Here is a 21,392-nt window from a genome sequence, read left to right on the forward strand (position 1 = left end):
ACGTCAGGCGCTGACGCGCATCAGGAAATCCTGTCGGGCCTGGTCGAATTCCCGTTTCATCCGGTCGACGAGCTCGGCGACCGGCGGCGCGTCGGCGATCTGGCCGATACCCTGGCCCGAGCCCCAGATGTCGCGCCACGCCTTGGACTTCATGTTGCCGCCGGAGCCGAAATTCATCTTCGTCTTGTCGGCCGCCGGCAGATTGTCCGGATCGAGCCCGGCCGCGGCGATCGAAGGCCCGAGATAGTTGCCGTGCACGCCGGTGAAGAGGTTGGTGTAGACGATGTCATGCGCGGTGTGCTGCGTCAGCGCCGACTTGTAGGCTTCGTCAGCGTTGGCTTCCTTCGTCGCGATGAAGCGCGTGCCCATATAGGCGAGGTCGGCGCCCAGCGTCAGCGCGGAGGCGATCGCGAAGCCGTCGCTGATTGCGCCCGACAGCAGGATCGCACCGTCGAACCATTGTTTGACCTCGCGTACCAGTGCGAAAGGCGAGAGCGTTCCTGCATGTCCTCCAGCGCCGGCGCAGACCAGGATCAGACCGTCGACGCCCTGCTCGGCGGCCTTGCGCGCGTGCTTGACGTTGATGACGTCGTGGAACACGAGGCCGCCGTACGAGTGTGCGGCCTCGACGAGCTCGGCGGGCGGTCGCAGCGAGGTGATGATGATGGGCGCCCTGTGCTTCACACAGGTCTCCATGTCCTTCATCAGCCGGTCGTTGGAGGCGTGGCAGATCTGGTTGACGGCGTAGGGTGCGACCTTCTTGCCGGGATTGCGCGACTTGTATTCGCCGAGTTCGTCCTCGATGCGGCTCAGCCATTCGTCGAGCTTTTCCACCGGACGGGCATTGAGTGCCGGAAACGAGCCGACCACGCCGGCCTTGCACTGGGCGATCACCAGCTCAGGGCCGGAGACGAGGAAGAGCGGCGAGCCGACCACGGGCAGCTCGAGCGAATCCTTCAAGAGAGCGGGCAGCGCCATGATGTCCTCCCGGAAACGCAGCCCGCCGGCAGGCGGATGACGAGGCGTTTCCTTCTTTGATTGTCGCGGGCGAGTTGCCGCCCATGTTTCATTTGACGTCATTATAGGGGTTGGAGTGGGGCCTCTTATCGTTCAATATTGAACGGACGACTTTTCAGATTTGAACAGAGGCCGCTCATGGACTGGGACCTTTGCAAGACCTTCCTCGCGGTCGCCGATACCGGCAGCTTCACCGGCGCGGCGCGCCGGCTGCACAGCAGCCATCCCACCGTCAGCCGCAAGATTGCGGCGCTGGAAGCCCAGCTCGGCACCAGGCTGGTGGCGCGTGCCGCCGACGGCCTTGCGCTGACGGCGGATGGACGGACGCTGCGCGAGCACGCCGAGGTAATGGCGGCGGCCGCGCTGCGGGCGGAGACGGCAGTCTCGGCCGGAGGGCATAAGGCGCGCGGGACCGTCAAGCTATCGATCGGCGCAACGCTGGCCTCGCATTGGCTGATGCCGCGCCTGCCTGCGTTCCTGCGCGCGCACGATCACGTCCAGCTCGAGATCATCACCCATCCGTTTCCGGCGAGCGTGCGCCGGCGCGAGGCGGACGTGGTGTTGCGGCCCTTCGACAGCGGCGAGGAAAATCTGGTCGGCCGCAAGATCGGCCGTCTCGGCACGGGATTCTACGCCTCGCGCGGCTACGCCGGCGGGCGGTCCTTGCCGGAACGGCGCGGCGAGTGGAAGGGGCACAGCGTCATCGGTTTCGCCGATCAGACCTCCAATCTCCAGCTTGCGCGCTGGAGCGACGTCGTCACGCGTCAGGCCTGGGTGGTGATGCGCTGCTCGTCCCAGGGCGACATGCTGGCGGCGGTCCGCGCCGGACTCGGAATCTCCGCCCTGTCGTGCTTTGTCGCCGAAAGCTATCCCGATCTTGTGCGTGTCGCGCCGCAGAAGCTCGCCAGCGTGGCGGACCTGTGGCTGCTCGCCCATCCCGACCTCGTCGAACTGCCGGCGGTGCGGGCCGTCATCGACTTCGTCGCCGATTGCGCCCGGACCGATCGCGTCGGGCTGCGGGGCTAGAGCGTGTTCGAGCGAAGTGGACACCGGTTCGCGTCAAGAAAACGCGTCAAAACAAAACACTAGAGCCCCGTTCCGATTCCATCGGAACGGAACTAGCTCTAGGTTGATCCCGCGATGACGCCTTCGCGTTTTTTCACCGCGCGATAATAGCTCCACCACAGATGTGCCGCCGCTCCGCGCAGGGGGCGCCAGGGTTCGGCGAGCGGCGCCATCTGCTTCTCCGTTGGCCGCGCCTGCAAGCCGAGCCCGATGCGGATGCCTTCCTGCACGGCGAGGTCGCCGGCCGGCCAGGCGTCGCCATGGCCGAGGCAGAACAGCAGATAGACGTCCGCGGTCCAGGGTCCGATGCCGGGCAGTGCGATCAACGTGTGATGCGCGGCATCAGCGTCTTCTTCCGCGAGCACGTCGAGGTTCAGCCGTTCTGCGGTGATCTCGCGCGCGAGATGTTTCAGCGTCTTGATCTTGGCGGCGGACAGGCCGAGCCGCCCCAGCCGGTCGGTGCGGGCGCGGCGGACAGCCTCGTGGTCGAACGGATCGAACGCGGCGGACAACCGTCCCCAGATCGCCGCGGCGCTCGCAGTCGAGAGCTGTTGCCCGCAGACGATGTGGGCAAGCCCCGCAAAACCCGGCTCGCGCCGCCGCAACGCCGGCATGCCGGCAGTCGCCAGCACTGGCTTCAGGCGCGGATCGCGCTTGACCAGCGCGTGGACGGCCTCTTCGAGATCGGATTGGGTTTCGAGGTGGATGGTCATGGCAATCGTCAACTCTCTCCGGCGTCATGGCCGGGCTTCCACCCGGCCATCCACGTCTTTCCAACGTGCATCATTGTTAGCACGGCTGGTGATCATCGCATTCTCGGGGACCTTGACACGATCGGTGCGCCGCTCCGAAGAACGTGGATGGCCGGGACACAGGCGAGCGGAAGCGACGCCATCCGTCTAGACGGCTATGCCCGGCCATGATGAGTTCCGAAGCATGTCGCCACCCGTTTTCCGATTTGCCCCCAGCCCGAATGGCTACCTGCATCTCGGCCACGCTTATTCCGCGCTGCTCAATTCCGACCGCGCGCGCGAGACCGGTGGGCGGCTGTTGCTGCGGATCGAGGACATCGACGCGACGCGTTGCCGGCCGGAATATGAGACAGCGATCTACGAAGACCTCGCCTGGCTCGGCATCGCCTGGGAGACGCCGGTGCGGCGGCAGTCGGAGCATCTCGATGCGTATCGGACGGCGCTGGACAGGCTCTTGGCGCTCGGCCTGGTCTATCCAGCCTTCGAAAGCCGCGCCGAGATCGCAAGGCTGGTTAAGGCGCGTGAAGCGGATGGGCCGTGGCCGCGCGATCCCGACGGCGTGCCGCTCTATCCCGGCGCCGCCAGATCGCTGTCCGCGGACGAGCGCGACCGCCTCATCGACACCGGTGCGCCTTACGCGCTTCGGCTCGACATGGCAGCCGCCTGCCGCCGCGCTGTGGGCCTGAGCTGGAACGAACTGGGCGAGGGGCCGGATGGTGAGCGTGGCGTCGTCCCGGCGCGGCCAGAAGCCTGGGGCGACGTCATTGTGGCCCGCAAGAAGACGCCGACGAGCTACCATCTGTCCGTTGTTGTCGACGATGCGCTCCAGGACATCAGCGAGATCGTGCGGGGCCAGGACCTGTTCCACGCCACTTCGGTCCACCGTCTGCTTCAGGTTCTGCTCCACCTGCCCGAACCCGTCTACCGCCACCACGGGCTACTTCGCGACGAGCGCGGCCGGAAGCTGTCGAAATCAACCAGCTCGACCGGCCTTCGTGAACTGCGCGCCGGCGGCGCCACGCCGGCCGGTATCCGCCGGTTGGTGGGATTAGGTTAAGTTTCTCTGGGGGTTAGCCAAACGGCGCCGTGACTCCGGGTGTTCCGCCGTGCCATGCTCGCCTGACAGCGCGGGGTTCGAAGGGGATACTTCGAAGGGGAGTTATGGCGGCGAAAACGCGCGCAGCGCGCACTACGGGGACGTCCAAGCGAGTGGCTCGGAAGCGCTCCGGGCCGACTGCCCGGTTGCGCAAGCGCAGCACCAAGCGGGTCGAGCTGGACGTCGTCCAAGCCGCGCTTGCCGCCTTTGCCCATGAGGTCCGCACCCCCCTGACCGGCATTCTCGCGATCAGCGACCTGCTCGCGACTTCGGATCTCGGGGAACGGGAAAGACGCTGGGCCGACACGATCAAGGCCGGGGCCGAGCATCTGGCGAACCTTGCCACCCTGTTCGTCGATGCCGCCCGAAGTGGCAAGGGGACCGGGAAGGGGGTCGGGGGTGGAAGCTCGCTGCGGCAGGATTTGTTCGACCTGCGGACGCTCGCCCGCAACGCCGGCGATTCGCTGGCCGGTCGCGCCGCGGCCAAGGGTCTCCAGGCTGAGGTCGATATCTCGGAGAAGCTGCCGGGGCTGGTGGTCGGTGATCCCGTCCGCCTGCGCGCCGCGCTCGAGAACCTGATCGACAATGCCGTGAAATTCACCGAGCACGGCGGCGTGGCGCTCACGGTCGCGCCTTGGCGTTCCGTCAAGAGCAAGGACAAGACCAAGAGCAAAGGCAAAGCAAAGGGCAAAGGCAGCGTCGGTGTCGCCTTCGCGGTGTCCGACAGCGGCATCGGCCTCACCATGGTCGAGATCAAACGGCTGTTCCGGCCGTTTACCCAAGCCAATGTCACCATTGCCTCGCGCTTCGGCGGCGCCGGACTGGGCCTGTCGTCGGTGAAGCAACTGGCGCGCGCAATGGGCGGCGACATCACGGTCGCGCCTCGGCCCGGCGGTGGCGCCACCTTCACATTGACGGTGTCGGTGTGTGCCACGGGATCGGGCAAGTCCCGCAAGTCGAAGGGCGAAGCCGAGATGGATGCGGTTCCGGCGCTGCGCTTGCTCAGCGTCGAGGACAATCCGTTCGGCCGCGTTGTGCTCAACACCATCCTGACCGAACTCGGTCATCATGCCGAGTTCATCGGGCGCGGCGAGGACGCGGTGAACCGGCTCGCGCAGGGCGCCTTCGACGCGGTGCTGATGGATATGGTGCTGCCGGGCATCAATGGCGTCGAGGCGATCAGGCGGATCCGCACCATGGCGACGCCGCTGGCTCAGATCCCCATCATCGGGGTGTCAGGTCGGGGCGAAGATGAAGTCGCCTCACGCGAGGCCGGCGCCGACGCCTTTCTGGTCAAGCCTGTGTCTCCGCGGGCGCTAGCGACTGCGCTGCTTGCAGCGACACGCCGTGAGGAAGCCGCGACTTGATGATCGCGGCGTTGAGCTCGCCGCCGTAAACGAAGATCGCGGCGATGAAATACAGGAACACCAGCGCGATGATCACCGAGGCGAGCCCCGCATACATCGTCACGTAATTATTGGCGAAGCGCGCCAGATATTGCCCGAACACGATGCCCGAGATCAGCGACGCCACGATGGTGAAGACGATGCCGGGCAGGATCTGGAGGAACCGGCGCCGTCCCGCCGGCAGCCAGGTATGCAGGATCATCAGCGCCACCACCAACGCGCCAACGGTGATGCCGTAGCGCAGCCAGGTGAGGATCCTCTCGTTGGATTCAACGAACAGCGGGATGTGCGCACGCGCGGCCTCGATGAGCAGCGGCCCGAGCACGATCAGGAATGCCATGGCGAGCGCGGTGAAGGCCGCAATCAGCGTGTAGGCGATCGATTCCAGCCGTAGCCAGTACCAGGGCCGCATCTCCACGACCGCATAGGCGCGGTTCAGTGCGACCCGCAGCGCCTCGACGCCGTTGGAGGCGAAGTAGACCGACAGCACCGCGCCGATGGTGAATAGGCCGGTGCGGGTCGTGGTCAGCACGTCGTGGACTTCCCCCGAGATCGAATCCGCGACCTGCTTGGGCCAGACCTGGAGCATGAGGCTCGCAGCCTGATCGGCGAGTTCCTTGGAGCCGAAGAAGCCGGCGAGCGATGTCAGGACGATCAGGAACGGGAATAGCGCCATCAGCGTCGACAGCGCGATGTGGCTCGCGATCGCCCAGCCGTCATCGGCGAGGAACGTGTAGAACGCGTCCATTACGACAAGGTAGATGGTGCGGATTGCCTTCACGCACCACCTGCACTGCTGTTGCTGCTTCCGCTTCCCGCGCGCGGGAAACGCATTCCGACCTCTCCCCGCAGGCGGGGATAGGTCAAGAGGATAGGCAATTGGCGCAAATCCAGATTCATCCAGCTAGCTTCTGATATTATTGGCTTAAAAGCCAGATCGGGAACGCCATGGCGGACCGGCGCGGAGGGTGTTATTTACCCTCGAATGGCATCTCTCCTGAGTACTTTCATCCTGCCGATTGCGGTCGGCGCCGTGGCGTTGGTGCTGCTGCTCGGTCTCATCAACATGATGCGCGGCGGCTCGCCCAACACCTCGCAGAAGCTGATGCGCTGGCGCGTGCTGCTTCAGTTCGTGGCGATCGTCATCGCGATGGCCGCCGTGTGGGCGATGGGGCGTTAACATGGTCGTGCTCAACCGCATCTATACGAAAACCGGTGACGACGGCACGACAGCGCTCGGCTCGGGCGAGCGCCGGCCGAAATACGATCTGCGCATCGAGGCCTATGGGACTGTCGACGAGACCAATGCTGCGATCGGCGTGGTCCGGCTTCACACCGGGGATGCGCCCGAGCTCGACGCGATGCTTGGCCGCATCCAGAACGATCTGTTCGACCTCGGCGCGGACCTCGCGGTGCCCGAACGTGAGGGCAAGGCGGAGCGGCTGCGGGTGGTGGCAAGCCAGGTCGAGCGGCTCGAGCGCGACATCGACGCGCTCAACGACAAGCTGGCACCTCTGACCTCCTTCGTGCTGCCGGGCGGCACGCCAGCCGCCGCCTACCTCCATGTCGCCCGTACGATTTGCCGCAGGGCGGAACGCGTGATGGTGGAACTGGCGGCCCGGCCGGAAGAACCTGTTGGTGCCGCTGGCATCCAGTATATGAACCGCCTGTCGGACTTCCTGTTCGTGGCCAGCCGCGCGGTCAACGAAGACGGCGCCGGCGACGTGCTCTGGGTTCCGGGCCAGAATCGCTGACCCATTGGGCCGCGCATTTCTGGGCGCCAAAATTAGACCCCTTCGCGCGTTGACCGGGCCGGATCAGGCCTTTAGGTTCCGCGCCAGTTGATAACCCCCTCCCAGATTGAGTGAAAGAGGATCGATGAAGGTCTTGGTGCCGGTAAAGCGGGTGGTCGATTACAACGTCAAGGTCCGCGTCAAGAGCGATGGATCGGGTGTTGAACTCGCCAACGTCAAAATGTCGATGAACCCGTTCGACGAAATTGCGGTCGAAGAAGCGCTGCGCCTGAAGGAAGCCGGCAAGGCGACCGAAGTCGTGGTGGTCTCGATCGGACCGGCGCAGGCGTCGGAAACGATCCGCACCGGTCTCGCCATGGGCGCCGATCGCGGCATCCTGGTGAAGGCCGAGGGTGCGGTCGAGCCGCTCGCGGTCGCCAAGATCCTGAAGAAGATTGCGGACGAAGAGCAGCCGGGCCTCATCATTCTCGGCAAGCAGGCGATCGACGACGACAGCAATCAGACCGGCCAGATGCTGGCCGCGCTGCTCGGCTGGTCGCAGGCGACCTTCGCCTCGAAGCTCGAGGTCGAAGGCAGCGACTTCAAGGTCACCCGCGAAGTCGACGGCGGCTTGCAGACCGTGAAGCTGAAGGGACCGGCGATCGTCACCACCGATCTCCGTCTCAACGAGCCGCGCTACGCCTCGCTGCCGAACATCATGAAGGCCAAAAAGAAGCCGATTGCGGACAAGACTGCCGCCGATTATGGCGTCGATCTCACCGCGCGCCTCGAGGTTCTCAAGACGACCGAGCCGGCGGGCCGCAAGGCGGGCGTCAAGGTCAAGGACGTCGCCGAGCTGGTGTCGAAACTCAAGAACGAAGCCGGGGTGCTCTGATGACGACGCTTCTGATTGCCGAACACGACAATGCGTCGCTCAAGGATGCGACCAACAAGGCCCTGACCGCGGCGGCCGCGCTCGGCGCGGACGTCGAGGTTCTGGTGGCCGGCGAGAACGCCAAGGCCGCGGCGGACGCCGCCGCAAAGCTCGCCGGTGTGAAGAAGGTGCTGCTCGCCGACGGCGCGCTTTACGCGCACGATCTGGCCGAGCCACTGGCCGCGCTGATCGTCTCGCTGGCGCCGTCCTATGACGCCATCGTCGCGCCCGCGACCTCGCGCTTCAAGAACGTGATGCCGCGCGTCGCGGCCCTGCTCGACGTCATGCAGGTCTCGGAGATCACCAAGGTGATCGCCCCCGACACCTATGAGCGCCCGATCTACGCCGGCAACGCCGTCCAGACGGTGAAGTCGAAGGACGCCAAGAAGGTCATCACGGTGCGCACCTCCACCTTCGCCGCAGCGGGTGAAGGCGGCAGCGCGTCGGTCGAGAGCGTCGCGGCGGCGGCCGATCCGGGCCTGTCGTCCTTTGTCGGCGAGGAGGTCGCGAAGAGTGACCGTCCCGAGCTGACCTCGGCCAAGATCATCGTCTCCGGTGGCCGCGCCATGCAGAGCCGCGAGAACTTCGCAAAGTACATCGAGCCGCTCGCCGATAAACTTGGCGCCGGTGTCGGCGCTTCGCGTGCGGCGGTGGATGCGGGCTATGCGCCGAACGACTGGCAGGTCGGCCAGACCGGCAAGGTCGTGGCCCCCGAGCTCTATGTCGCGGTCGGCATTTCCGGCGCGATCCAGCATCTGGCCGGCATGAAGGACTCCAAAGTGATCGTCGCGATCAACAAGGACGAGGACGCGCCGATCTTCCAGGTCGCTGATTACGGCCTGGTCGCCGACCTCTACCAAGCGGTTCCGGAGCTGACGGCCGAACTCGGCAAGCTCGGCAAGTAAAACGCGCTAAACACCGGCCGGAGCTATAAACTCCGGCCGGTGTTGCTTTTTGAGGCGTTTTCTTTGGCGCGGGACACGCCTTCGAAGCGATCCAATCTAGGTTTCGAGGCCGGGTTCTGATTAAATCAGACCTCCCGGCTCAGGGGGATAGGCAGGCGCGGTTGATAGCGCGCCGTTCCGGTGGATGACATTATGGCGGCAGTAATCAAGAAGGTCGGCGTGATCGGCGCGGGGCAGATGGGCAATGGCATCGCGCATGTCGCTGCGTTGGCCGGCTTCGACGTGGTGCTCAACGATATTTCGACCGACCGCCTCAAGTCAGGCATGGCCACGATCAACGGCAATTTGACGCGCCAGGTCTCCAAGAAGGCCGTCAGCGAGGACGACAAAGCCAAGGCGATGGCGCGTATCGTAGCCGGCGAGAAGCTGGACGATCTCGCGGACTGCGATCTCGTGATCGAGACCGCCGTCGAGAAGGAAGAGGTCAAGCGCAAGATTTTTCACGATCTCTGCGCTGTGTTGAAGCCCGAGGCGATCGTCGCTTCCGATACTTCCTCGATCTCGATCACGCGGCTGGCCGCCGCCACTGACCGGCCCGAACGCTTCATCGGCATTCACTTTATGAATCCGGTGCCGTTGATGGAACTGGTGGAGTTGATCCGCGGCATCGCCACCGACGACCAGACCTTCGAGGCGTCAAAGGAATTCGTAGGCAAGCTCGGCAAACAGGTCGCGGTCTCCGAGGATTTCCCGGCCTTCATCGTCAACCGCATCCTGCTGCCGATGATCAACGAGGCGATTTACACGCTGTACGAAGGCGTGGGCAACGTCGAGGCGATCGACGCGGCGATGAAGCTCGGCGCGCACCATCCGATGGGCCCGCTGGAGCTCGCTGATTTCATCGGCCTCGATACCTGCCTGTCGATCATGCAGGTGCTGCATGAGGGCCTCGCCGACTCCAAGTACCGCCCGTGCCCGCTGCTGGTGAAATACGTCGAGGCGGGCTGGCTCGGTCGCAAGACCCAGCGCGGTTTTTACGACTACCGCGGCGCCAAGCCGATTCCGACGAGATAAGGGGTTTCGTGCCGGGACATTGCGCAGCGCGTTAGCGATACGCAGCAGAGCCGGGAGACGGAGAAAGCCTACCTTACGGCGACTCGCGACAATTCATGTCCCGTTAACCGCCCGCCTCTAGGTTACCGCCGGTACGAGGGTTTGCGTAATGGACATGATGGCGATGGTCAGCAGCATGCTGGCCTCTCAGCAAGGCGCGCTGCAGTCGAATATCTCGGCGACGCTGATGAAGCAGAACGCGGATGCGGAGAAATCCACCGTCCTGACGCTGCTCGGCGCCGGACAGCCCTCGCTTGCCAATGTCGGCGCTGGCGTCGGCAGCAACCTCAACGTCACCGCCTAAAACATCATCGCTTAGAACGACGCTGCGGCTTTGCCCGTCGCAGCCCGGATCAGCTTGAGCGCATCCTCGCTCGCCCATTCCGCCGGCCCCGCGATCGTCGCGATCTCGCAGCCTTGAGGATCGACCAGCACCGAGGTGGGCATGCCCAAGGCCCGGCCTATCGCCTTAAGATCCTGAAAAACCTTGGCTTTCTGATCGCTGAAATAGCCGAGCCTGATGAGATTGGCCTCTTTCAGAAACGTCTTGGGCTTCTCGGGGTCGCGGGTGTCGATATTGATCGCCACCACCTCGAAATTCGGGCCCGAAAGTTTGCCCTGGAGCTCGTCCAACGCCGGCATTTCCTTGCGGCAGGGCACGCACCAGGTGGCCCAGAGGTTCACCAGCAGCGTCTTGCCGCGGAAATCCGACAGCTTCTTCGGCCTGCCGTCGGCGTCCTCGAAGGCCAGGTCCGGCAGCTTTAGCGGTGCGGTCGCCATGGTCAGCGCCGCCACCTCGCCATGGGCAAGCGGCGCGATCTTCTGTGCGGTGTTCACCGCGGCCCGGCAGGCGGGATCGCCGGAGGGGGCCCGGCCCAGGCCCAGCCCGTACAGCGCGGCAAAGCCAGCCAGGCCCCCGACCACCACGGTGGCGATGACCACGGGGATACGGCGCGTGGCCGACCGTGCTGTCCTTTGGTCGAGCCTGTCGTTGGGGTCGAGCATATCGTTTGTCATCCGGTCGCAGATATGGCTATCAGAGGCCTCTTAATACGGCTGGCAGCCGTCAGCAAACGTGCGGCGGCCACAGGCAAGGCGTGAGCAGGGGATCATGAGCAACAAGATGTGGGGCGGCCGGTTCTCGGAACGTCCCGACGAGATCATGGAAGAGATCAACGTCTCCATCGACGTCGATCGTCACCTCTTTGCCCAGGACATTGCCGCGTCCAAGGCCCACGCCGCGATGCTGGCCGCGCAGGGCATCATCACGGACTCTGATGCGAAAAATATCGGCAAGGGTCTAGACACGATTTTGTCAGAGATCGGCAAGGGCGCCTTCGAATTCAAGCGCGCGCTCGAGGACATTCACATGAATGTCGAGAGCCGCCTGTCCGAGCTGATCGGCCCTGCCGCCGGCCGCTTGCACACCGCGCGCTCGCGTAACGACCAGGTCGCGACCGATTTCCGTCTCTATGTCCGCGATGTCCTCGATGAGACCGACGCCTCGCTCGCCGCGTTCCAGCAGGCGCTGGTCGAGCGCGCGCTGGAGCACGCCGGAACGGTCATGCCGGGCTTCACGCATCTGCAGACCGCGCAGCCGGTGACCTTCGGCCACCATCTGCTCGCCTATGTCGAGATGGCCGCGCGCGATCGCGGCCGTTTCCAGGACGCGCGCAAGCGGCTGAATGAGTCCCCGCTCGGAGCTGCAGCGCTCGCCGGTACCTCGTTCCCGATCGACCGTCACGCCACGGCGAAGGCGCTCGGTTTTGACCGTCCGATGGCGAACTCGCTCGATGCGGTCTCCGATCGCGACTTCGTGCTGGAGACGCTGTCGGCGGCCTCGATCTGCGCCGTGCACATGTCGCGCTTTGCCGAGGAGATCGTGATCTGGACCTCGCCGCTGGTCGGCATGATCCGCCTCAGCGACAAGTTCACCACGGGATCCTCGATCATGCCGCAGAAGCGCAATCCTGACGCCGCCGAGCTGGTGCGCGCCAAGACCGGCCGCGTCATCGGCGCGCTCAATGGGCTGCTGATCGTCATGAAGGGCCTGCCGCTCGCCTATCAAAAGGACATGCAAGAGGACAAGCAGGGCGCCATGGAAGGCTTCGCCGCGCTGTCGCTCGCGATCCGCGCCATGACCGGCATGGTCCGAGATCTCGTGCCTGATGAAGCGAAGATGAAGCTTGCTGCAGGCGAGGGCTACGCCACCGCGACCGATCTTGCCGACTGGCTGGTGCGGACGCTGAAGATGCCGTTCCGCGAGGCCCATCACGTCACCGGCCGCATCGTCGCGAAAGCCGCCGAGGGCGGCGTGGCGCTGCACGAGCTGCCGCTGAGGGAGATGCAGGCAATCGAAGCGAAGATCACGAAAGACGTGCTTGGCGTGCTCTCGGTCGAATCGTCGGTGAAGAGCCGGACCAGTTTCGGCGGTACCGCGCCGAAGAACGTGGCATCGCAGGCCAAGGCCTGGCTGAAGCGGCTGGAAAAAGAGCGAAAATTGGGCTGAGGAGCAAAATTTCGCTTATGTTTCATGGTCATCCGGGTCTCGCCAGAGCGCGCCAATCTCTGTATGGTGCGCCGCGCGTAGTGGGGATTTCGTCGTGACGTCAAAGTTTCGCCCGGCCGGCTCGGGGTGGGCCATCATTGTCTTGAGCCTGACGGCGCTCGCGCTTGCCGGCTGTGGCCGCAAGGGCCCGCTGGATCTGCCGCCGACCGCCTCCAGCGCGTCAACGGCCAACGTCGCGCCGCCGACCGATACCGAGACCGAAGCCCAGAAGACGCCGAGCGTGTTCAACCCCACCTATGGCGCGGACGCCGCACCGGCGGCGACCAAGGGCAGGAAGAAACCGTTTATCCTCGACCCGCTCCTGGACGAAAGACCCAGCCGATAGGCTGGGGCAACTGAGCCAACGCCATGAATCATTTTGACTATCGCAACGGCGTGCTGCACGCCGAGGCGGTGAACCTGTCCGAGCTGGCTGCAACCGTCGGCACGCCGTTCTATTGCTATTCGACCGCGACGCTCGAGCGGCACTATCGCGTTTTCACCGACGCCTTCGCGGGCGAGAAGGTGCTGGTCTGCTACGCCATGAAGGCAAATTCCAACCAGTCGGTGCTGCGCACGCTGGCCAGGCTCGGCGCCGGCGCGGACGTGGTGTCCGGCGGCGAATTGAAGCGCGCGCTGGCCGCCGGCATTCCAGCAAGCAAGATCCTGTTCTCCGGCGTCGGCAAGACGGAAGCCGAGCTGCGCGCTGCGCTGGCGGCCGACATCCTCTGCCTCAATGTCGAATCCGAGCCCGAGCTCGAGCTGCTGTCGCGCCTTGCGACCGAGACCGGGAAGACCGCGCGGATCTCGATCCGTGTCAATCCTGACGTCGATGCCGGCACGCATGCGAAGATTTCGACCGGCAAGTCCGAGAACAAGTTCGGCATCCCGATCGCGCATGCCCGCGAGGTCTATGCCCGCGCCGCGAAGCTGCCGGGCATCGAGGTCACAGGCACCGACGTGCATATCGGCAGCCAGATCACCGACCTCTCCAAGATGGAGATCGCGTTCCGCATCCTCTCCGAATTCGTGCAGACGCTGCGTGCCGACGGCCACAACATCTCGCATGTCGATTTCGGCGGCGGTCTCGGCATTCCCTATTACATGGACCGCGAGGCGCCGCCGGCGCCCGACGCCTATGGCGCGATGGTCAAGCGCGTCAGCCACAATCTCGGCTGCACGCTGATGTTCGAACCGGGCCGCATGATCGTCGGCAATGCCGGCATCCTGGTCGCCAAGGTGATCTATGTGAAGCACGGTGACGGCAAGAATTTCGTCATCATCGACGCCGCCATGAACGATCTGATCCGCCCGACGCTGTACGAGGCCCATCACGACATTCTGCCGGTGACGCAGCCTGCGACGGGGGCCGCGACCATCATGGCCGACGTCGTCGGCCCGGTCTGCGAGACCGGCGACTATCTCGCACTCGATCGCACGCTACCGACGCCAAAGCCCGGCGACCTCATCGCCATCATGACCGCCGGCGCCTACGGCGCAGTGCAGGCCGGCACCTACAATACGCGGCCGCTGGTGCCCGAAGTGCTGGTGAAGGGCGACCAGTACGCGGTCGTGCGTCCGCGCATCGAGGTCGAGCAATTGATCGCGATGGATACGCCGGCGCCGTGGCTATGAGGCTGTGATTGTCCACGATGAGCGCAGCTAGCGCTGCGCCCATCGCTGCATTGACCCTACTTCTTGAACCGGTCCCTGATTGCGGCGAGGCCGGAATCATAGACGCCGCCGAGGGCATCGACCGCTTCCTTCTCCCGCCCCGGGTCGGGCGTGTAGATGCCGGTCCATGTCACCACCGATGCGCCTTCACCCTTTGCCGTGACCTTGATGGTCGACTTGTACTGGCTCACCGGCAGTGGGCTCGACAGGAACGCGTAGGAATAGCTGTAGTCTTTGTCGTTCCGCGCAGTCTGCGTCTCCACGAACGAGGCCTTGCCGTCCCTGGTGACGAGCGTCCGGGTTGGCGGCGACTTGCCGTCCGCAATGCACTGCCCCACCGGCGGCAGCCAATCCTTGATCGCGCAGAACGGCCCGATGACGGACCACACCTCGGCCGCAGCACTGCTGACCTCGATGCTCCTCGTCAGATTGGCTGCGGACGCCGGCATGACGCCGACGCCCAGGCCGAGGGTGCAAATCGCGGCGCTGCGAACCGAAACGAGCAATCTGGAAGCCGTTGAATCGTATTTCTTCATGGTAATCTCCTGTGTCCGGCGGGCCGCGATTGCGGCGGCCGGCTTGCCAATGCCGGTCGAATAGACGCTCACCACGGTCCGCGGCCAGTTCAGAGAATGAATCGCTGCTGATACAGAAACTGAACTAGGAAGCCGCGCGCCGCGGCCCTAAGGTTGCGCCTTCGCTTGTCACGGAGGCCCGCATGACCATCGGCAGCTACAGGCAGTTCTGTCCGGTCGCGATGGCGGCCGAGATATTGTGCACGCGCTGGACCGTCGTGCTGCTACGTGAACTCGTCGCCGGCTCGACCCGGTTCAACGAGTTGCGCCGCGGCGTTCCCCGCATGTCGCCTGCGCTGCTTTCCCAGCGCCTCAAGGAACTCGAAGCTGCAGGCATCATCATCCGCCAGCCGTCGGCTTCCGAGCGCGGCGTGATCGAGTATCAGCTGACCGCTTCCGGACGCGAACTCGGCCCCATCGTCGAGGCGTTCGGCATCTGGGGCCAGCGCCGCATCGAGTCGGATCTGTCGCTTCAGCATCTCGATGTCCAGCTGTTGATGTGGGACATGCGGCGGAATTTGAACACGACGCCGATGCCGACCCGCCGCAGCGTGCTGCAGTTCGCGTATCCGGAATTACCTTCGACGCAGCGATTGTGGTGGCTGATCGTCGATCCCGACGACAGTGTCGACCTCTGCTCGATTGATCCCGGTTTCGACGTTGACCTTTACGTGTCGGTTGATCTGCGCACCATGACGGCGATCTGGATGGGACTCGATTCCGTGCGGGCGGCCGCCGCAAGCCGGCGGATGCTGCTCACCGGCGATCGGCAGCTTGCCGCGGCCATGCAAAGTTGGCTCGGCCTTAGCCCGTTCGCCAAGGAACGCAAGCTGGCGAGCTGATCCAGGGCGGCGCAATTCAGTATTTGTATCGCCCCGCTACAGTTCCCGTACTGGCAAGTCCGCGCCGTGTTCTGGCACCAAGTGATGCCCGCCCTTCAACGCGGAGCTGAACTCGAGCCAGGAGACACGACATGACAGCGTATCTGATCGCGGACATCAAAGTGACTGACGGAAAGTGGGTGCCGGACTACGCCGCGTCCGTCCACGAGCTGGTGCACAAGCATGGCGGCAAGTATCTTTCCCGCAGCGGCAATGTGAAAACTCTTGAAGGTGCCCCTCTCGACACATCGCTGATCGCGATCATGTCTTTTCCCACGGCGAAAGCGGCGGAGTCCTTCGTTACTGATCCCGCCTACGGCCGATTCGCGGCAGCGCGCAGGGGCGGCAGCGAGAGCCGCTTCCAGTTGATCGACGATACGGACTTGGCCGGCACGATCCCCTATCTCGCCAAGGCTTGAACTGCGTCTTCGTCAAAAACCCGGCCGCAGGCGCAGACGTGCCCGGCCAACACAGGAGATCGAATGAACGATTCACTCGCCGGCGCCGGCCTGCTTCGCATGCTTTTCGTAGCTTGCAGCGTGGCCTTCGTGCTCGGACTCTCCGGCGTCGCGTCGGCCCGGGTCACACGGTGCGACATTACGTGGGTCAGCTGCAACAATACCTCTGCGAAATGCTCGAGCGAGAGACGGTGCATGCGCAGGTGCGACGAGAAGTATATCAAATGCAGCGGGGGCTCGGCTTCCCTGCAACTGGAGCAGCCGATCGACCTTCCGGAACTTGGCAGACGCCGCTCGTAGCAGATCGATCCAAGGAGGACAGCGCAGCGCCGGTCGTCGGCGCTGCGCTGTCGTGTTGGCGCTAGCCGGGTGGCCTGCCGCCCACCACAACGCCCGCCCTCTTCTCGATCGGCTTGATCGCCGCGGTGAAATCGGACTCGGCGCCTTCCGTGCTGATGACCGTCTCCCACAACCGGCAGACCGCCTCCGCGACCTCCATCGACAGGCCGAGCTGCTTCATCTCCTCCAGCGCCAGCCGCACGTCCTTCACCATCAATCCCGTGGCGAAGCCGAAGTCGAAGCTGCGCGGCAGCACCGAGCGCGGAAACTTGTCGCGGCTCGCGGTGTTCATGCCGGAGCCGGCATTGATGACGTCGATCATCACGGCGGGATCGAGCCCCGCCTTGACGCCCATCACCACCGCTTCCGAGGTCGCCACGATCGCGGTGGCCGACAAGAAGTTGTTGGCGAGCTTCATGGTCTGCGCCGCGCCGGGCTTCTCGCCAATGAAGAACACTTTCCCGATGACGTCGAGCGCGGGCTTGAGCAGCTCGAACTCGGTCTTCGGCCCCGAGACCATTACCGCGAGAGTGCCTTTCTCGGCGCCGCCGACGCCGCCGGAAACTGGGCAATCGATCTGCACGATGTCATGCTTGGCGAGCAGGCCGTGAATCTTCACCGCCATCGCTGAGCCGACGGTGGAGAGATCGACGAAGCGTTTGACGCGGCTTCCCTCGATCACGCCGTTCGGCCCCGTCGCAACCGCGAGCGAAGCCTGCAGCGAAGGCAGGCTCGCCATGACGGTCTCGACCTGGTCGGCGACGTCCTTCGGCGACGTCGCCGCAGTGGCGCCGCGCGCCACCAGCTTGTCGACGACCTCCTGGCGCGTGTCGAATACGACGAGCCGGTGGCCGGCCTCGATCAGCCGCCGTGCCATCGGGAAACCCATATTTCCGAGGCCGATGAATCCGATGTCCATGGTGTTTCCTTGTGGTGATTATTCGTTGTTGTTGATCGGCCCGTATCCATCCTCGGTGTCTTCCTGGCGAAAGCCAGGACCCATTACCCCAGGGAGACGTTTTGGCGCGAAGTGGCAACTCCGAGTGCCCGTAACCACACCTGCCAGTGGCTATGGGTCCGGCTTTCGCCAGGACGACATGGGGACGTCGCGTCCCCGTCCTTCACGCCGGCACCCCTCACGCCTTGCCGTCGATCTCCGCGAACACCTCGCGCGCGATTCGAAAACTGTCAACCGCGGCCGGCATGCCGCCATAGATTGCGACCTGCATCAGGATCTCGCGGATCTCGTCGCGGCTGACGCCGTTGGTGAGTGCACCCTTCAGATGCGCGCGGAATTCGTGCTGACGATTGAGGATCGCGATCATCGCGATGTTGAGCATGCTGCGGGTCTTGCGCGGCAGCTCCTCGCGGCCCCACACCGTGCCCCAGCAATATTCGTTGAGCATCTCCTGGAACGGACGGTTGAAGTCGTCGACGGTCTTCAGGGCGTTGTTGACATAGGCCTCGCCCAACACTGCTTTGCGGACTTCCAGGCCCTTGTCGTGCATCTTCTTGTCCATGGTGTTTCCTTTGTTTTCCTTGGCTGTCGGCGCGGAAATTACGGGGTTGCGGCGGGCCAGTCACGTCCTCGTGTTATGCGGGAAAAGGGGTGTCTCCCGTACAGGAACGGATGCCTCAGTGCTGCCGTTGTGGTACGCTTCTCTACCGGGCAACCTGGAGAGTTGATTGAACGGCGTCACCCCCGACCCGTCAGACCCGATCCGCGATGGCGACGCTCTGTCGCGGCTGAAGCTGGCGCAAGCCCTGCAGCGGGCCACTTATGCCATCGCGTGGGAGCGTGCCTGGCCAAATTTGGCGCGGCTTCTCACCGTCGTCGGTCTGTTCCTGGTGGTGTCCTGGGCCGGCCTCTGGCTGGCGCTGCCGTCCATTGCCCGCGCCATCGGTCTCGTCGTTTTCGCCGGCGTCGCGATTGTCACCCTGTTCCCGTTGAGTCGCTTCCGCTGGCCGAGCCGCGAGGAGGCGCTGGCCCGACTCGACCGCGGCTCCGGCATCCGTCACCGGCCGGCCACCACGCTGACGGACACGCTGAGCTCGCAGGACCCGGTTGCGCAGGCCTTGTGGCGGGCGCAGCGTGAGCGCACGCTGGCTTCGATCAAGCGCATCCGCGCCGGTCTGCCGAAGCCCCGGCTCGCTCTGCATGATCCCTGGGCGCTGCGCGCGCTGGTCATGGTGATGCTGGTTGCGACCTTCTTCGCTGCCGGCGACGAGCGTGCGATGCGGCTCGGGGCCGCCTTCCACTGGAACGGCGTGCTGGCCCCGACGAATGTTCGCGTCGATGCCTGGGTCACGCCGCCGCTCTACACCGGCAAGCCGCCGGTCATTCTGTCGGCCGCGAACAAGGAGGCCGCCGCGCTGCCGGCCAGCGGTCCGCTTGCCGTTCCCGCCGGCTCGACCCTGATCGTTCGCTCCTCCGGCGGCAGCCTTGATGTTGTCGTCTCCGGCGGCCTCAAGGAAGTAGCGCCCACCGAAGCCGCGCCCAAGGGCACCAACGAGAAGCATTTTGCCATCAGCGGCGACGGCACCGCGCATGTCCGCGCGCCCTCCGGCCAGCCGCAATGGGCGTTTGCGGCAACGCCGGACCGCGCGCCGACGATCGCGCTGGCCAAGGATCCCGAGCGCCAGGCCCGTGGCGGACTCCAGCTCACCTACAAGATCGAGGACGATTACGGCGTCACCGGCGCCGATGCGCAAATCGGCCTGCGTGCCGCCGATACCAAAGATGGTGTCAAGGATGGCAGCAAGGAGGCCGACACCAAGGCCGCCGCGCGGCCGCTATTCCAGCCGCCGCAATTCCCGCTCGTGCTGCCGAATGCGCGCACCCGCAACGGCGTCGGTCAGACGGTGAAGGACCTCAGCGAGGATCCCTATGCCGGTGCCGATGTCACGCTGACCCTCACCGCCAAGGACGAGGCCGGCAACGAGGCCAAGAGCGAGCCCTTCAACATGCGCCTGCCCGAGCGGCTGTTCACCAACTTGCTCGCGCGCGCGCTGGTCGAGCAGCGCCGCATCCTGGCGCTCGACGCCAACAAGAATTCGGATGTCTACGCCGCCCTCGACGCGCTGATGATCGCACCCGAATTGTTCACGCCGGATGCGGGCTGCTATCTCGGCCTGCGCAGTCTGGCGCTGCAGCTGGAAGCCGCCCGCACCGACGACGCGCTGCGCGATGTAGTGGGAAGCATGTGGGCGTTCGCGGTCACCATCGAGGACGACGGTGTCGCCGGCAGCGTCAACGCCGCGCTGCGCTCGGCTCAGGACGCGCTCAAGCGGGCGCTGGAACGCGGCGCCAGCGAGGACGAGATCAAAGCGCTGACGCAAAAGCTTCGCGAGGCGATGGCCGGCAAGGTGCGCGATCTCGCCCGGCGCGCCGAGAAGAATCCGCTTGGACCCCGGCAGCCTTTCCCGGCAGAGGTTCAGCTCATCCTCGACAAGGCGGTCGAGCTGCGACAGAAGACCCAGCATGCCAAGCCCGAGCAGCTCGAAGAGCTGGCGCAGCAGCAGGACGTCTTGCGCCAGCAGCTGCAGGCCTATCGGAAGTCGGCGAACAGCCGGGCGAAGGGGGGCGAGGACGGCGCCAATCAGTTTACGCGGGACCGGAAATGCGGAAGCTAGCGCGCGTGCCAGTCGTGAAGGCGATCTCGATCGCCTGTCTTGCCCTCCTCCTGGGAGGCTTCCCCGCTGCCGTCTCGGCCCAGCAGGACCAGGATCCCGATGCGCTGCTCGATAGCGCGGAAAAGGCGATGCAGGAGTCCGGCGACAGCCTCAGGCAAAAGGAGTCCGGACGGAGCCTGAACAATCAATCCGATGCGATTCAGAAGCTCGAGGACTACAAGCGCGCGACGGAAAAGAGCCAATCCTCCAATCGCGATCGTTCCGTCATCACGCAGCGCGATCTCGACGAGCTGTTGAAGCAGATCGAGAAGGCCGCGAAGGAAGGCAATCGCGAGGCGGCCCAGCGCCTGCTCGAGCAGCTCGCGCAGATCATGGAAAACCTCCAGATGGCGCAGCCCGGGCAATCCGGCGACAGCGACATGGAGCAGGCGCTCAACGAGCTCAGCGACATGATCCGCAAGCAGCAGCAATTGCGCGACAAGACTTTCAAGCAGGGGCAGGATTCCCGGCGTGAGCGCTCGCGCGGCAAGCAGCAGGGCGACCAGTCGATGTCGGATCTCCAGCAGGATCAGCAGTCGCTGCGCGACCGCCTGAAGAAGCTGCAGGACGAGCTCGCCAAGCGCGGCCTCACGCAGAAGGGGCAAAAGGGCCAGAAGAGCCAGGGCCAGAAGGGGCAAAAGGGTCAGCAGGGCGAGCAGGGACAGCCGGGCCAGGATGGCGATCAGGACGGTGACCAGGGCGATGACGACGGCAGTCTGGACGCCGCCGACGGGGCCATGGGCGATGCCGGCTCGCAGCTCGGCGAAGGCAATTCGGATGGTGCCGTGGACTCGCAGGGGAAAGCTCTCGAGGCCTTGCGCAAGGGCGCGCAGAAGATGGCCGAGGCGATGCAGCAGGGCGATGGCGACGGGCAGGGCGATGGCCCCGGCAACCGGCCCGGTCGTCAGCAGAGCGGCGGCAATCAGACCGATCCGCTCGGTCGCCCACTTCACGGCCGCGATCTGAGCGACGACTACACGGTCAAGATCCCCGGCGAGATCGACGCCCAGCGCGTCCGCCGCATCCTCGAGGAGCTCCGCCGCCGCTTGGGGGACAGCTCGCGCCCGCAGATCGAGCTCGATTACATCGAGCGGCTGCTGAAGGATTTTTGAGTTCTCTGTCATTGCCCGGCTTGACCGGGCGATCCAGTACTCCGACACGGTTGTGATTCAATCGAGAGGCTGCGGCTACTGGATGCCCCGGTCAAGCCGGGGCATGACAGCG

Annotated in this window: 23 protein-coding genes; 16 read left to right on the forward strand and 7 right to left on the reverse strand. The window is 64.9% G+C overall.

Annotated features, from left to right (window positions below):
- Positions 1-3: 3 nt before the first annotated feature.
- Positions 4-978, reverse strand: coding sequence for a nitronate monooxygenase family protein (locus IVB50_RS33335; RefSeq protein WP_018453231.1), 975 nt, complete (start codon positions 976-978; stop codon positions 4-6).
- A gap of 177 nt (positions 979-1,155) precedes the next feature.
- Between IVB50_RS33335 and IVB50_RS33340 the strand changes: the two genes are divergently transcribed.
- Positions 1,156-2,043 (forward strand): LysR family transcriptional regulator, encoded by an 888-nt coding sequence (locus tag IVB50_RS33340; protein ID WP_018453232.1) that lies wholly within the window; start codon positions 1,156-1,158, stop codon positions 2,041-2,043.
- A 98-nt stretch (positions 2,044-2,141) separates the two neighbouring features.
- On the opposite strand, the gene IVB50_RS33345 is transcribed toward IVB50_RS33340, so the two are convergent.
- On the reverse strand, positions 2,142-2,795 hold the full coding sequence (locus IVB50_RS33345) for a DNA-3-methyladenine glycosylase (RefSeq protein WP_085361089.1): 654 nt from the start codon (positions 2,793-2,795) through the stop codon (positions 2,142-2,144).
- A 223-nt stretch (positions 2,796-3,018) separates the two neighbouring features.
- Between IVB50_RS33345 and gluQRS the strand changes: the two genes are divergently transcribed.
- Both gluQRS and IVB50_RS33355 read left to right on the forward strand, forming a co-directional pair.
- Positions 3,019-3,891, forward strand: coding sequence for a tRNA glutamyl-Q(34) synthetase GluQRS (gene gluQRS / locus IVB50_RS33350; RefSeq protein WP_026232490.1), 873 nt, complete (start codon positions 3,019-3,021; stop codon positions 3,889-3,891).
- A gap of 104 nt (positions 3,892-3,995) precedes the next feature.
- Positions 3,996-5,297, forward strand: coding sequence for an ATP-binding protein (locus IVB50_RS33355; protein ID WP_247299280.1), 1,302 nt, complete (start codon positions 3,996-3,998; stop codon positions 5,295-5,297).
- On the opposite strand, the gene IVB50_RS33360 is transcribed toward IVB50_RS33355, so the two are convergent.
- A complete protein-coding gene (locus IVB50_RS33360; RefSeq protein ID WP_026232492.1) occupies positions 5,224-6,117 on the reverse strand; it encodes a YihY/virulence factor BrkB family protein in 894 nt (297 codons plus the stop codon). The genes IVB50_RS33355 and IVB50_RS33360 overlap by 74 nt on opposite strands.
- Before the next feature lie 204 nt (positions 6,118-6,321).
- Between IVB50_RS33360 and IVB50_RS33365 the strand changes: the two genes are divergently transcribed.
- From IVB50_RS33365 to IVB50_RS33390, 6 genes are all read left to right on the forward strand, one after another.
- Positions 6,322-6,516 carry a twin transmembrane helix small protein gene (locus IVB50_RS33365; RefSeq protein ID WP_018453237.1) on the forward strand — a complete coding sequence of 65 codons (195 nt, stop codon included), beginning with the start codon at positions 6,322-6,324 and terminating at the stop codon, positions 6,514-6,516.
- A 1-nt stretch (position 6,517) separates the two neighbouring features.
- Positions 6,518-7,090 carry a cob(I)yrinic acid a,c-diamide adenosyltransferase gene (locus IVB50_RS33370; protein ID WP_018453238.1) on the forward strand — a complete coding sequence of 191 codons (573 nt, stop codon included), beginning with the start codon at positions 6,518-6,520 and terminating at the stop codon, positions 7,088-7,090.
- A gap of 124 nt (positions 7,091-7,214) precedes the next feature.
- Entirely contained in the window at positions 7,215-7,964 is a 750-nt protein-coding gene (locus IVB50_RS33375) for an electron transfer flavoprotein subunit beta/FixA family protein (protein ID WP_018453239.1), read from the forward strand.
- The gene (locus IVB50_RS33380) at positions 7,964-8,908 is read left to right on the forward strand and encodes an FAD-binding protein (protein ID WP_018453240.1); all 945 of its coding nucleotides are present in this window, start codon (positions 7,964-7,966) and stop codon (positions 8,906-8,908) included. The genes IVB50_RS33375 and IVB50_RS33380 overlap by 1 nt, the downstream gene beginning before the upstream one ends.
- 192 nt (positions 8,909-9,100) lie before the next feature.
- Positions 9,101-9,982 (forward strand): 3-hydroxybutyryl-CoA dehydrogenase, encoded by an 882-nt coding sequence (locus IVB50_RS33385; RefSeq protein WP_018453241.1) that lies wholly within the window; start codon positions 9,101-9,103, stop codon positions 9,980-9,982.
- A gap of 148 nt (positions 9,983-10,130) precedes the next feature.
- A complete protein-coding gene (locus tag IVB50_RS33390; RefSeq protein ID WP_007615312.1) occupies positions 10,131-10,325 on the forward strand; it encodes a hypothetical protein in 195 nt (64 codons plus the stop codon).
- 11 nt (positions 10,326-10,336) lie between these two features.
- Here IVB50_RS33390 and IVB50_RS33395 read toward each other — a convergent pair whose 3' ends face one another.
- Entirely contained in the window at positions 10,337-11,026 is a 690-nt protein-coding gene (locus IVB50_RS33395) for a TlpA disulfide reductase family protein (protein WP_026232493.1), read from the reverse strand.
- A gap of 106 nt (positions 11,027-11,132) precedes the next feature.
- Here IVB50_RS33395 and argH point away from each other — a divergent pair, with 106 nt between their 5' ends.
- The 3 genes from argH (at position 11,133) to lysA (ending at position 14,204) form a co-directional block, all read left to right on the forward strand.
- The gene (gene argH, locus IVB50_RS33400; RefSeq protein WP_018453243.1) at positions 11,133-12,530 is read left to right on the forward strand and encodes an argininosuccinate lyase; all 1,398 of its coding nucleotides are present in this window, start codon (positions 11,133-11,135) and stop codon (positions 12,528-12,530) included.
- A gap of 94 nt (positions 12,531-12,624) precedes the next feature.
- Positions 12,625-12,915 carry a lipoprotein gene (locus IVB50_RS33405; RefSeq protein WP_007615309.1) on the forward strand — a complete coding sequence of 97 codons (291 nt, stop codon included), beginning with the start codon at positions 12,625-12,627 and terminating at the stop codon, positions 12,913-12,915.
- Between the two features lie 23 nt (positions 12,916-12,938).
- A complete protein-coding gene (gene lysA / locus IVB50_RS33410; protein WP_247299283.1) occupies positions 12,939-14,204 on the forward strand; it encodes a diaminopimelate decarboxylase in 1,266 nt (421 codons plus the stop codon).
- Positions 14,205-14,260: 56 nt separating this feature from the next.
- On the opposite strand, the gene IVB50_RS33415 is transcribed toward lysA, so the two are convergent.
- Positions 14,261-14,779 (reverse strand): SRPBCC family protein, encoded by a 519-nt coding sequence (locus IVB50_RS33415; RefSeq protein WP_026232494.1) that lies wholly within the window; start codon positions 14,777-14,779, stop codon positions 14,261-14,263.
- A gap of 182 nt (positions 14,780-14,961) precedes the next feature.
- On the opposite strand from IVB50_RS33415, the gene IVB50_RS33420 reads away from it, so the two are divergent.
- Both IVB50_RS33420 and IVB50_RS33425 read left to right on the forward strand, forming a co-directional pair.
- The gene (locus tag IVB50_RS33420) at positions 14,962-15,660 is read left to right on the forward strand and encodes a helix-turn-helix domain-containing protein (RefSeq protein ID WP_018453247.1); all 699 of its coding nucleotides are present in this window, start codon (positions 14,962-14,964) and stop codon (positions 15,658-15,660) included.
- A 131-nt stretch (positions 15,661-15,791) separates the two neighbouring features.
- A complete protein-coding gene (locus tag IVB50_RS33425) occupies positions 15,792-16,118 on the forward strand; it encodes a DUF1330 domain-containing protein (protein WP_018453248.1) in 327 nt (108 codons plus the stop codon).
- A gap of 400 nt (positions 16,119-16,518) precedes the next feature.
- Here IVB50_RS33425 and IVB50_RS33430 read toward each other — a convergent pair whose 3' ends face one another.
- Both IVB50_RS33430 and IVB50_RS33435 read right to left on the reverse strand, forming a co-directional pair.
- Positions 16,519-17,415 (reverse strand): NAD(P)-dependent oxidoreductase, encoded by an 897-nt coding sequence (locus IVB50_RS33430; RefSeq protein ID WP_018453250.1) that lies wholly within the window; start codon positions 17,413-17,415, stop codon positions 16,519-16,521.
- A 217-nt stretch (positions 17,416-17,632) separates the two neighbouring features.
- Entirely contained in the window at positions 17,633-18,016 is a 384-nt protein-coding gene (locus tag IVB50_RS33435; protein WP_007597318.1) for a carboxymuconolactone decarboxylase family protein, read from the reverse strand.
- Positions 18,017-18,182: 166 nt separating this feature from the next.
- Between IVB50_RS33435 and IVB50_RS33440 the strand changes: the two genes are divergently transcribed.
- Both IVB50_RS33440 and IVB50_RS33445 read left to right on the forward strand, forming a co-directional pair.
- Complete coding sequence (locus IVB50_RS33440; protein ID WP_247299285.1) at positions 18,183-20,129, forward strand: TIGR02302 family protein; 1,947 nt, start codon at positions 18,183-18,185, stop codon at positions 20,127-20,129.
- Positions 20,117-21,280 carry a DUF4175 family protein gene (locus IVB50_RS33445; protein ID WP_085350740.1) on the forward strand — a complete coding sequence of 388 codons (1,164 nt, stop codon included), beginning with the start codon at positions 20,117-20,119 and terminating at the stop codon, positions 21,278-21,280. Before IVB50_RS33440 ends, IVB50_RS33445 begins: the two co-directional genes overlap by 13 nt.
- Positions 21,281-21,392: the final 112 nt, after the last annotated feature.

This window comes from Bradyrhizobium sp. 87 (genome assembly GCF_023073015.1).
Lineage (GTDB): Bacteria > Pseudomonadota > Alphaproteobacteria > Rhizobiales > Xanthobacteraceae > Bradyrhizobium > Bradyrhizobium canariense_D.

Coding starts and splice junctions, on each gene's coding strand:
- IVB50_RS33445 (WP_085350740.1), top strand. CDS start 20,117: ATGCGGAAGCTAGCGCGCGTGCCAGTCGTGAAGGCGATCTCGATCGCC.
- IVB50_RS33365 (WP_018453237.1), top strand. CDS start 6,322: ATGGCATCTCTCCTGAGTACTTTCATCCTGCCGATTGCGGTCGGCGCC.
- IVB50_RS33385 (WP_018453241.1), top strand. CDS start 9,101: ATGGCGGCAGTAATCAAGAAGGTCGGCGTGATCGGCGCGGGGCAGATG.
- IVB50_RS33375 (WP_018453239.1), top strand. CDS start 7,215: ATGAAGGTCTTGGTGCCGGTAAAGCGGGTGGTCGATTACAACGTCAAG.
- IVB50_RS33370 (WP_018453238.1), top strand. CDS start 6,518: ATGGTCGTGCTCAACCGCATCTATACGAAAACCGGTGACGACGGCACG.
- IVB50_RS33425 (WP_018453248.1), top strand. CDS start 15,792: ATGACAGCGTATCTGATCGCGGACATCAAAGTGACTGACGGAAAGTGG.
- IVB50_RS33340 (WP_018453232.1), top strand. CDS start 1,156: ATGGACTGGGACCTTTGCAAGACCTTCCTCGCGGTCGCCGATACCGGC.
- argH (WP_018453243.1), top strand. CDS start 11,133: ATGAGCAACAAGATGTGGGGCGGCCGGTTCTCGGAACGTCCCGACGAG.
- IVB50_RS33345 (WP_085361089.1), bottom strand. CDS start 2,795: ATGACCATCCACCTCGAAACCCAATCCGATCTCGAAGAGGCCGTCCAC.
- IVB50_RS33395 (WP_026232493.1), bottom strand. CDS start 11,026: ATGCTCGACCCCAACGACAGGCTCGACCAAAGGACAGCACGGTCGGCC.
- IVB50_RS33420 (WP_018453247.1), top strand. CDS start 14,962: ATGACCATCGGCAGCTACAGGCAGTTCTGTCCGGTCGCGATGGCGGCC.
- IVB50_RS33415 (WP_026232494.1), bottom strand. CDS start 14,779: ATGAAGAAATACGATTCAACGGCTTCCAGATTGCTCGTTTCGGTTCGC.
- IVB50_RS33355 (WP_247299280.1), top strand. CDS start 3,996: ATGGCGGCGAAAACGCGCGCAGCGCGCACTACGGGGACGTCCAAGCGA.
- IVB50_RS33430 (WP_018453250.1), bottom strand. CDS start 17,415: ATGGACATCGGATTCATCGGCCTCGGAAATATGGGTTTCCCGATGGCA.
- IVB50_RS33435 (WP_007597318.1), bottom strand. CDS start 18,016: ATGGACAAGAAGATGCACGACAAGGGCCTGGAAGTCCGCAAAGCAGTG.
- IVB50_RS33390 (WP_007615312.1), top strand. CDS start 10,131: ATGGACATGATGGCGATGGTCAGCAGCATGCTGGCCTCTCAGCAAGGC.
- IVB50_RS33335 (WP_018453231.1), bottom strand. CDS start 978: ATGGCGCTGCCCGCTCTCTTGAAGGATTCGCTCGAGCTGCCCGTGGTC.
- gluQRS (WP_026232490.1), top strand. CDS start 3,019: ATGTCGCCACCCGTTTTCCGATTTGCCCCCAGCCCGAATGGCTACCTG.
- lysA (WP_247299283.1), top strand. CDS start 12,939: ATGAATCATTTTGACTATCGCAACGGCGTGCTGCACGCCGAGGCGGTG.
- IVB50_RS33380 (WP_018453240.1), top strand. CDS start 7,964: ATGACGACGCTTCTGATTGCCGAACACGACAATGCGTCGCTCAAGGAT.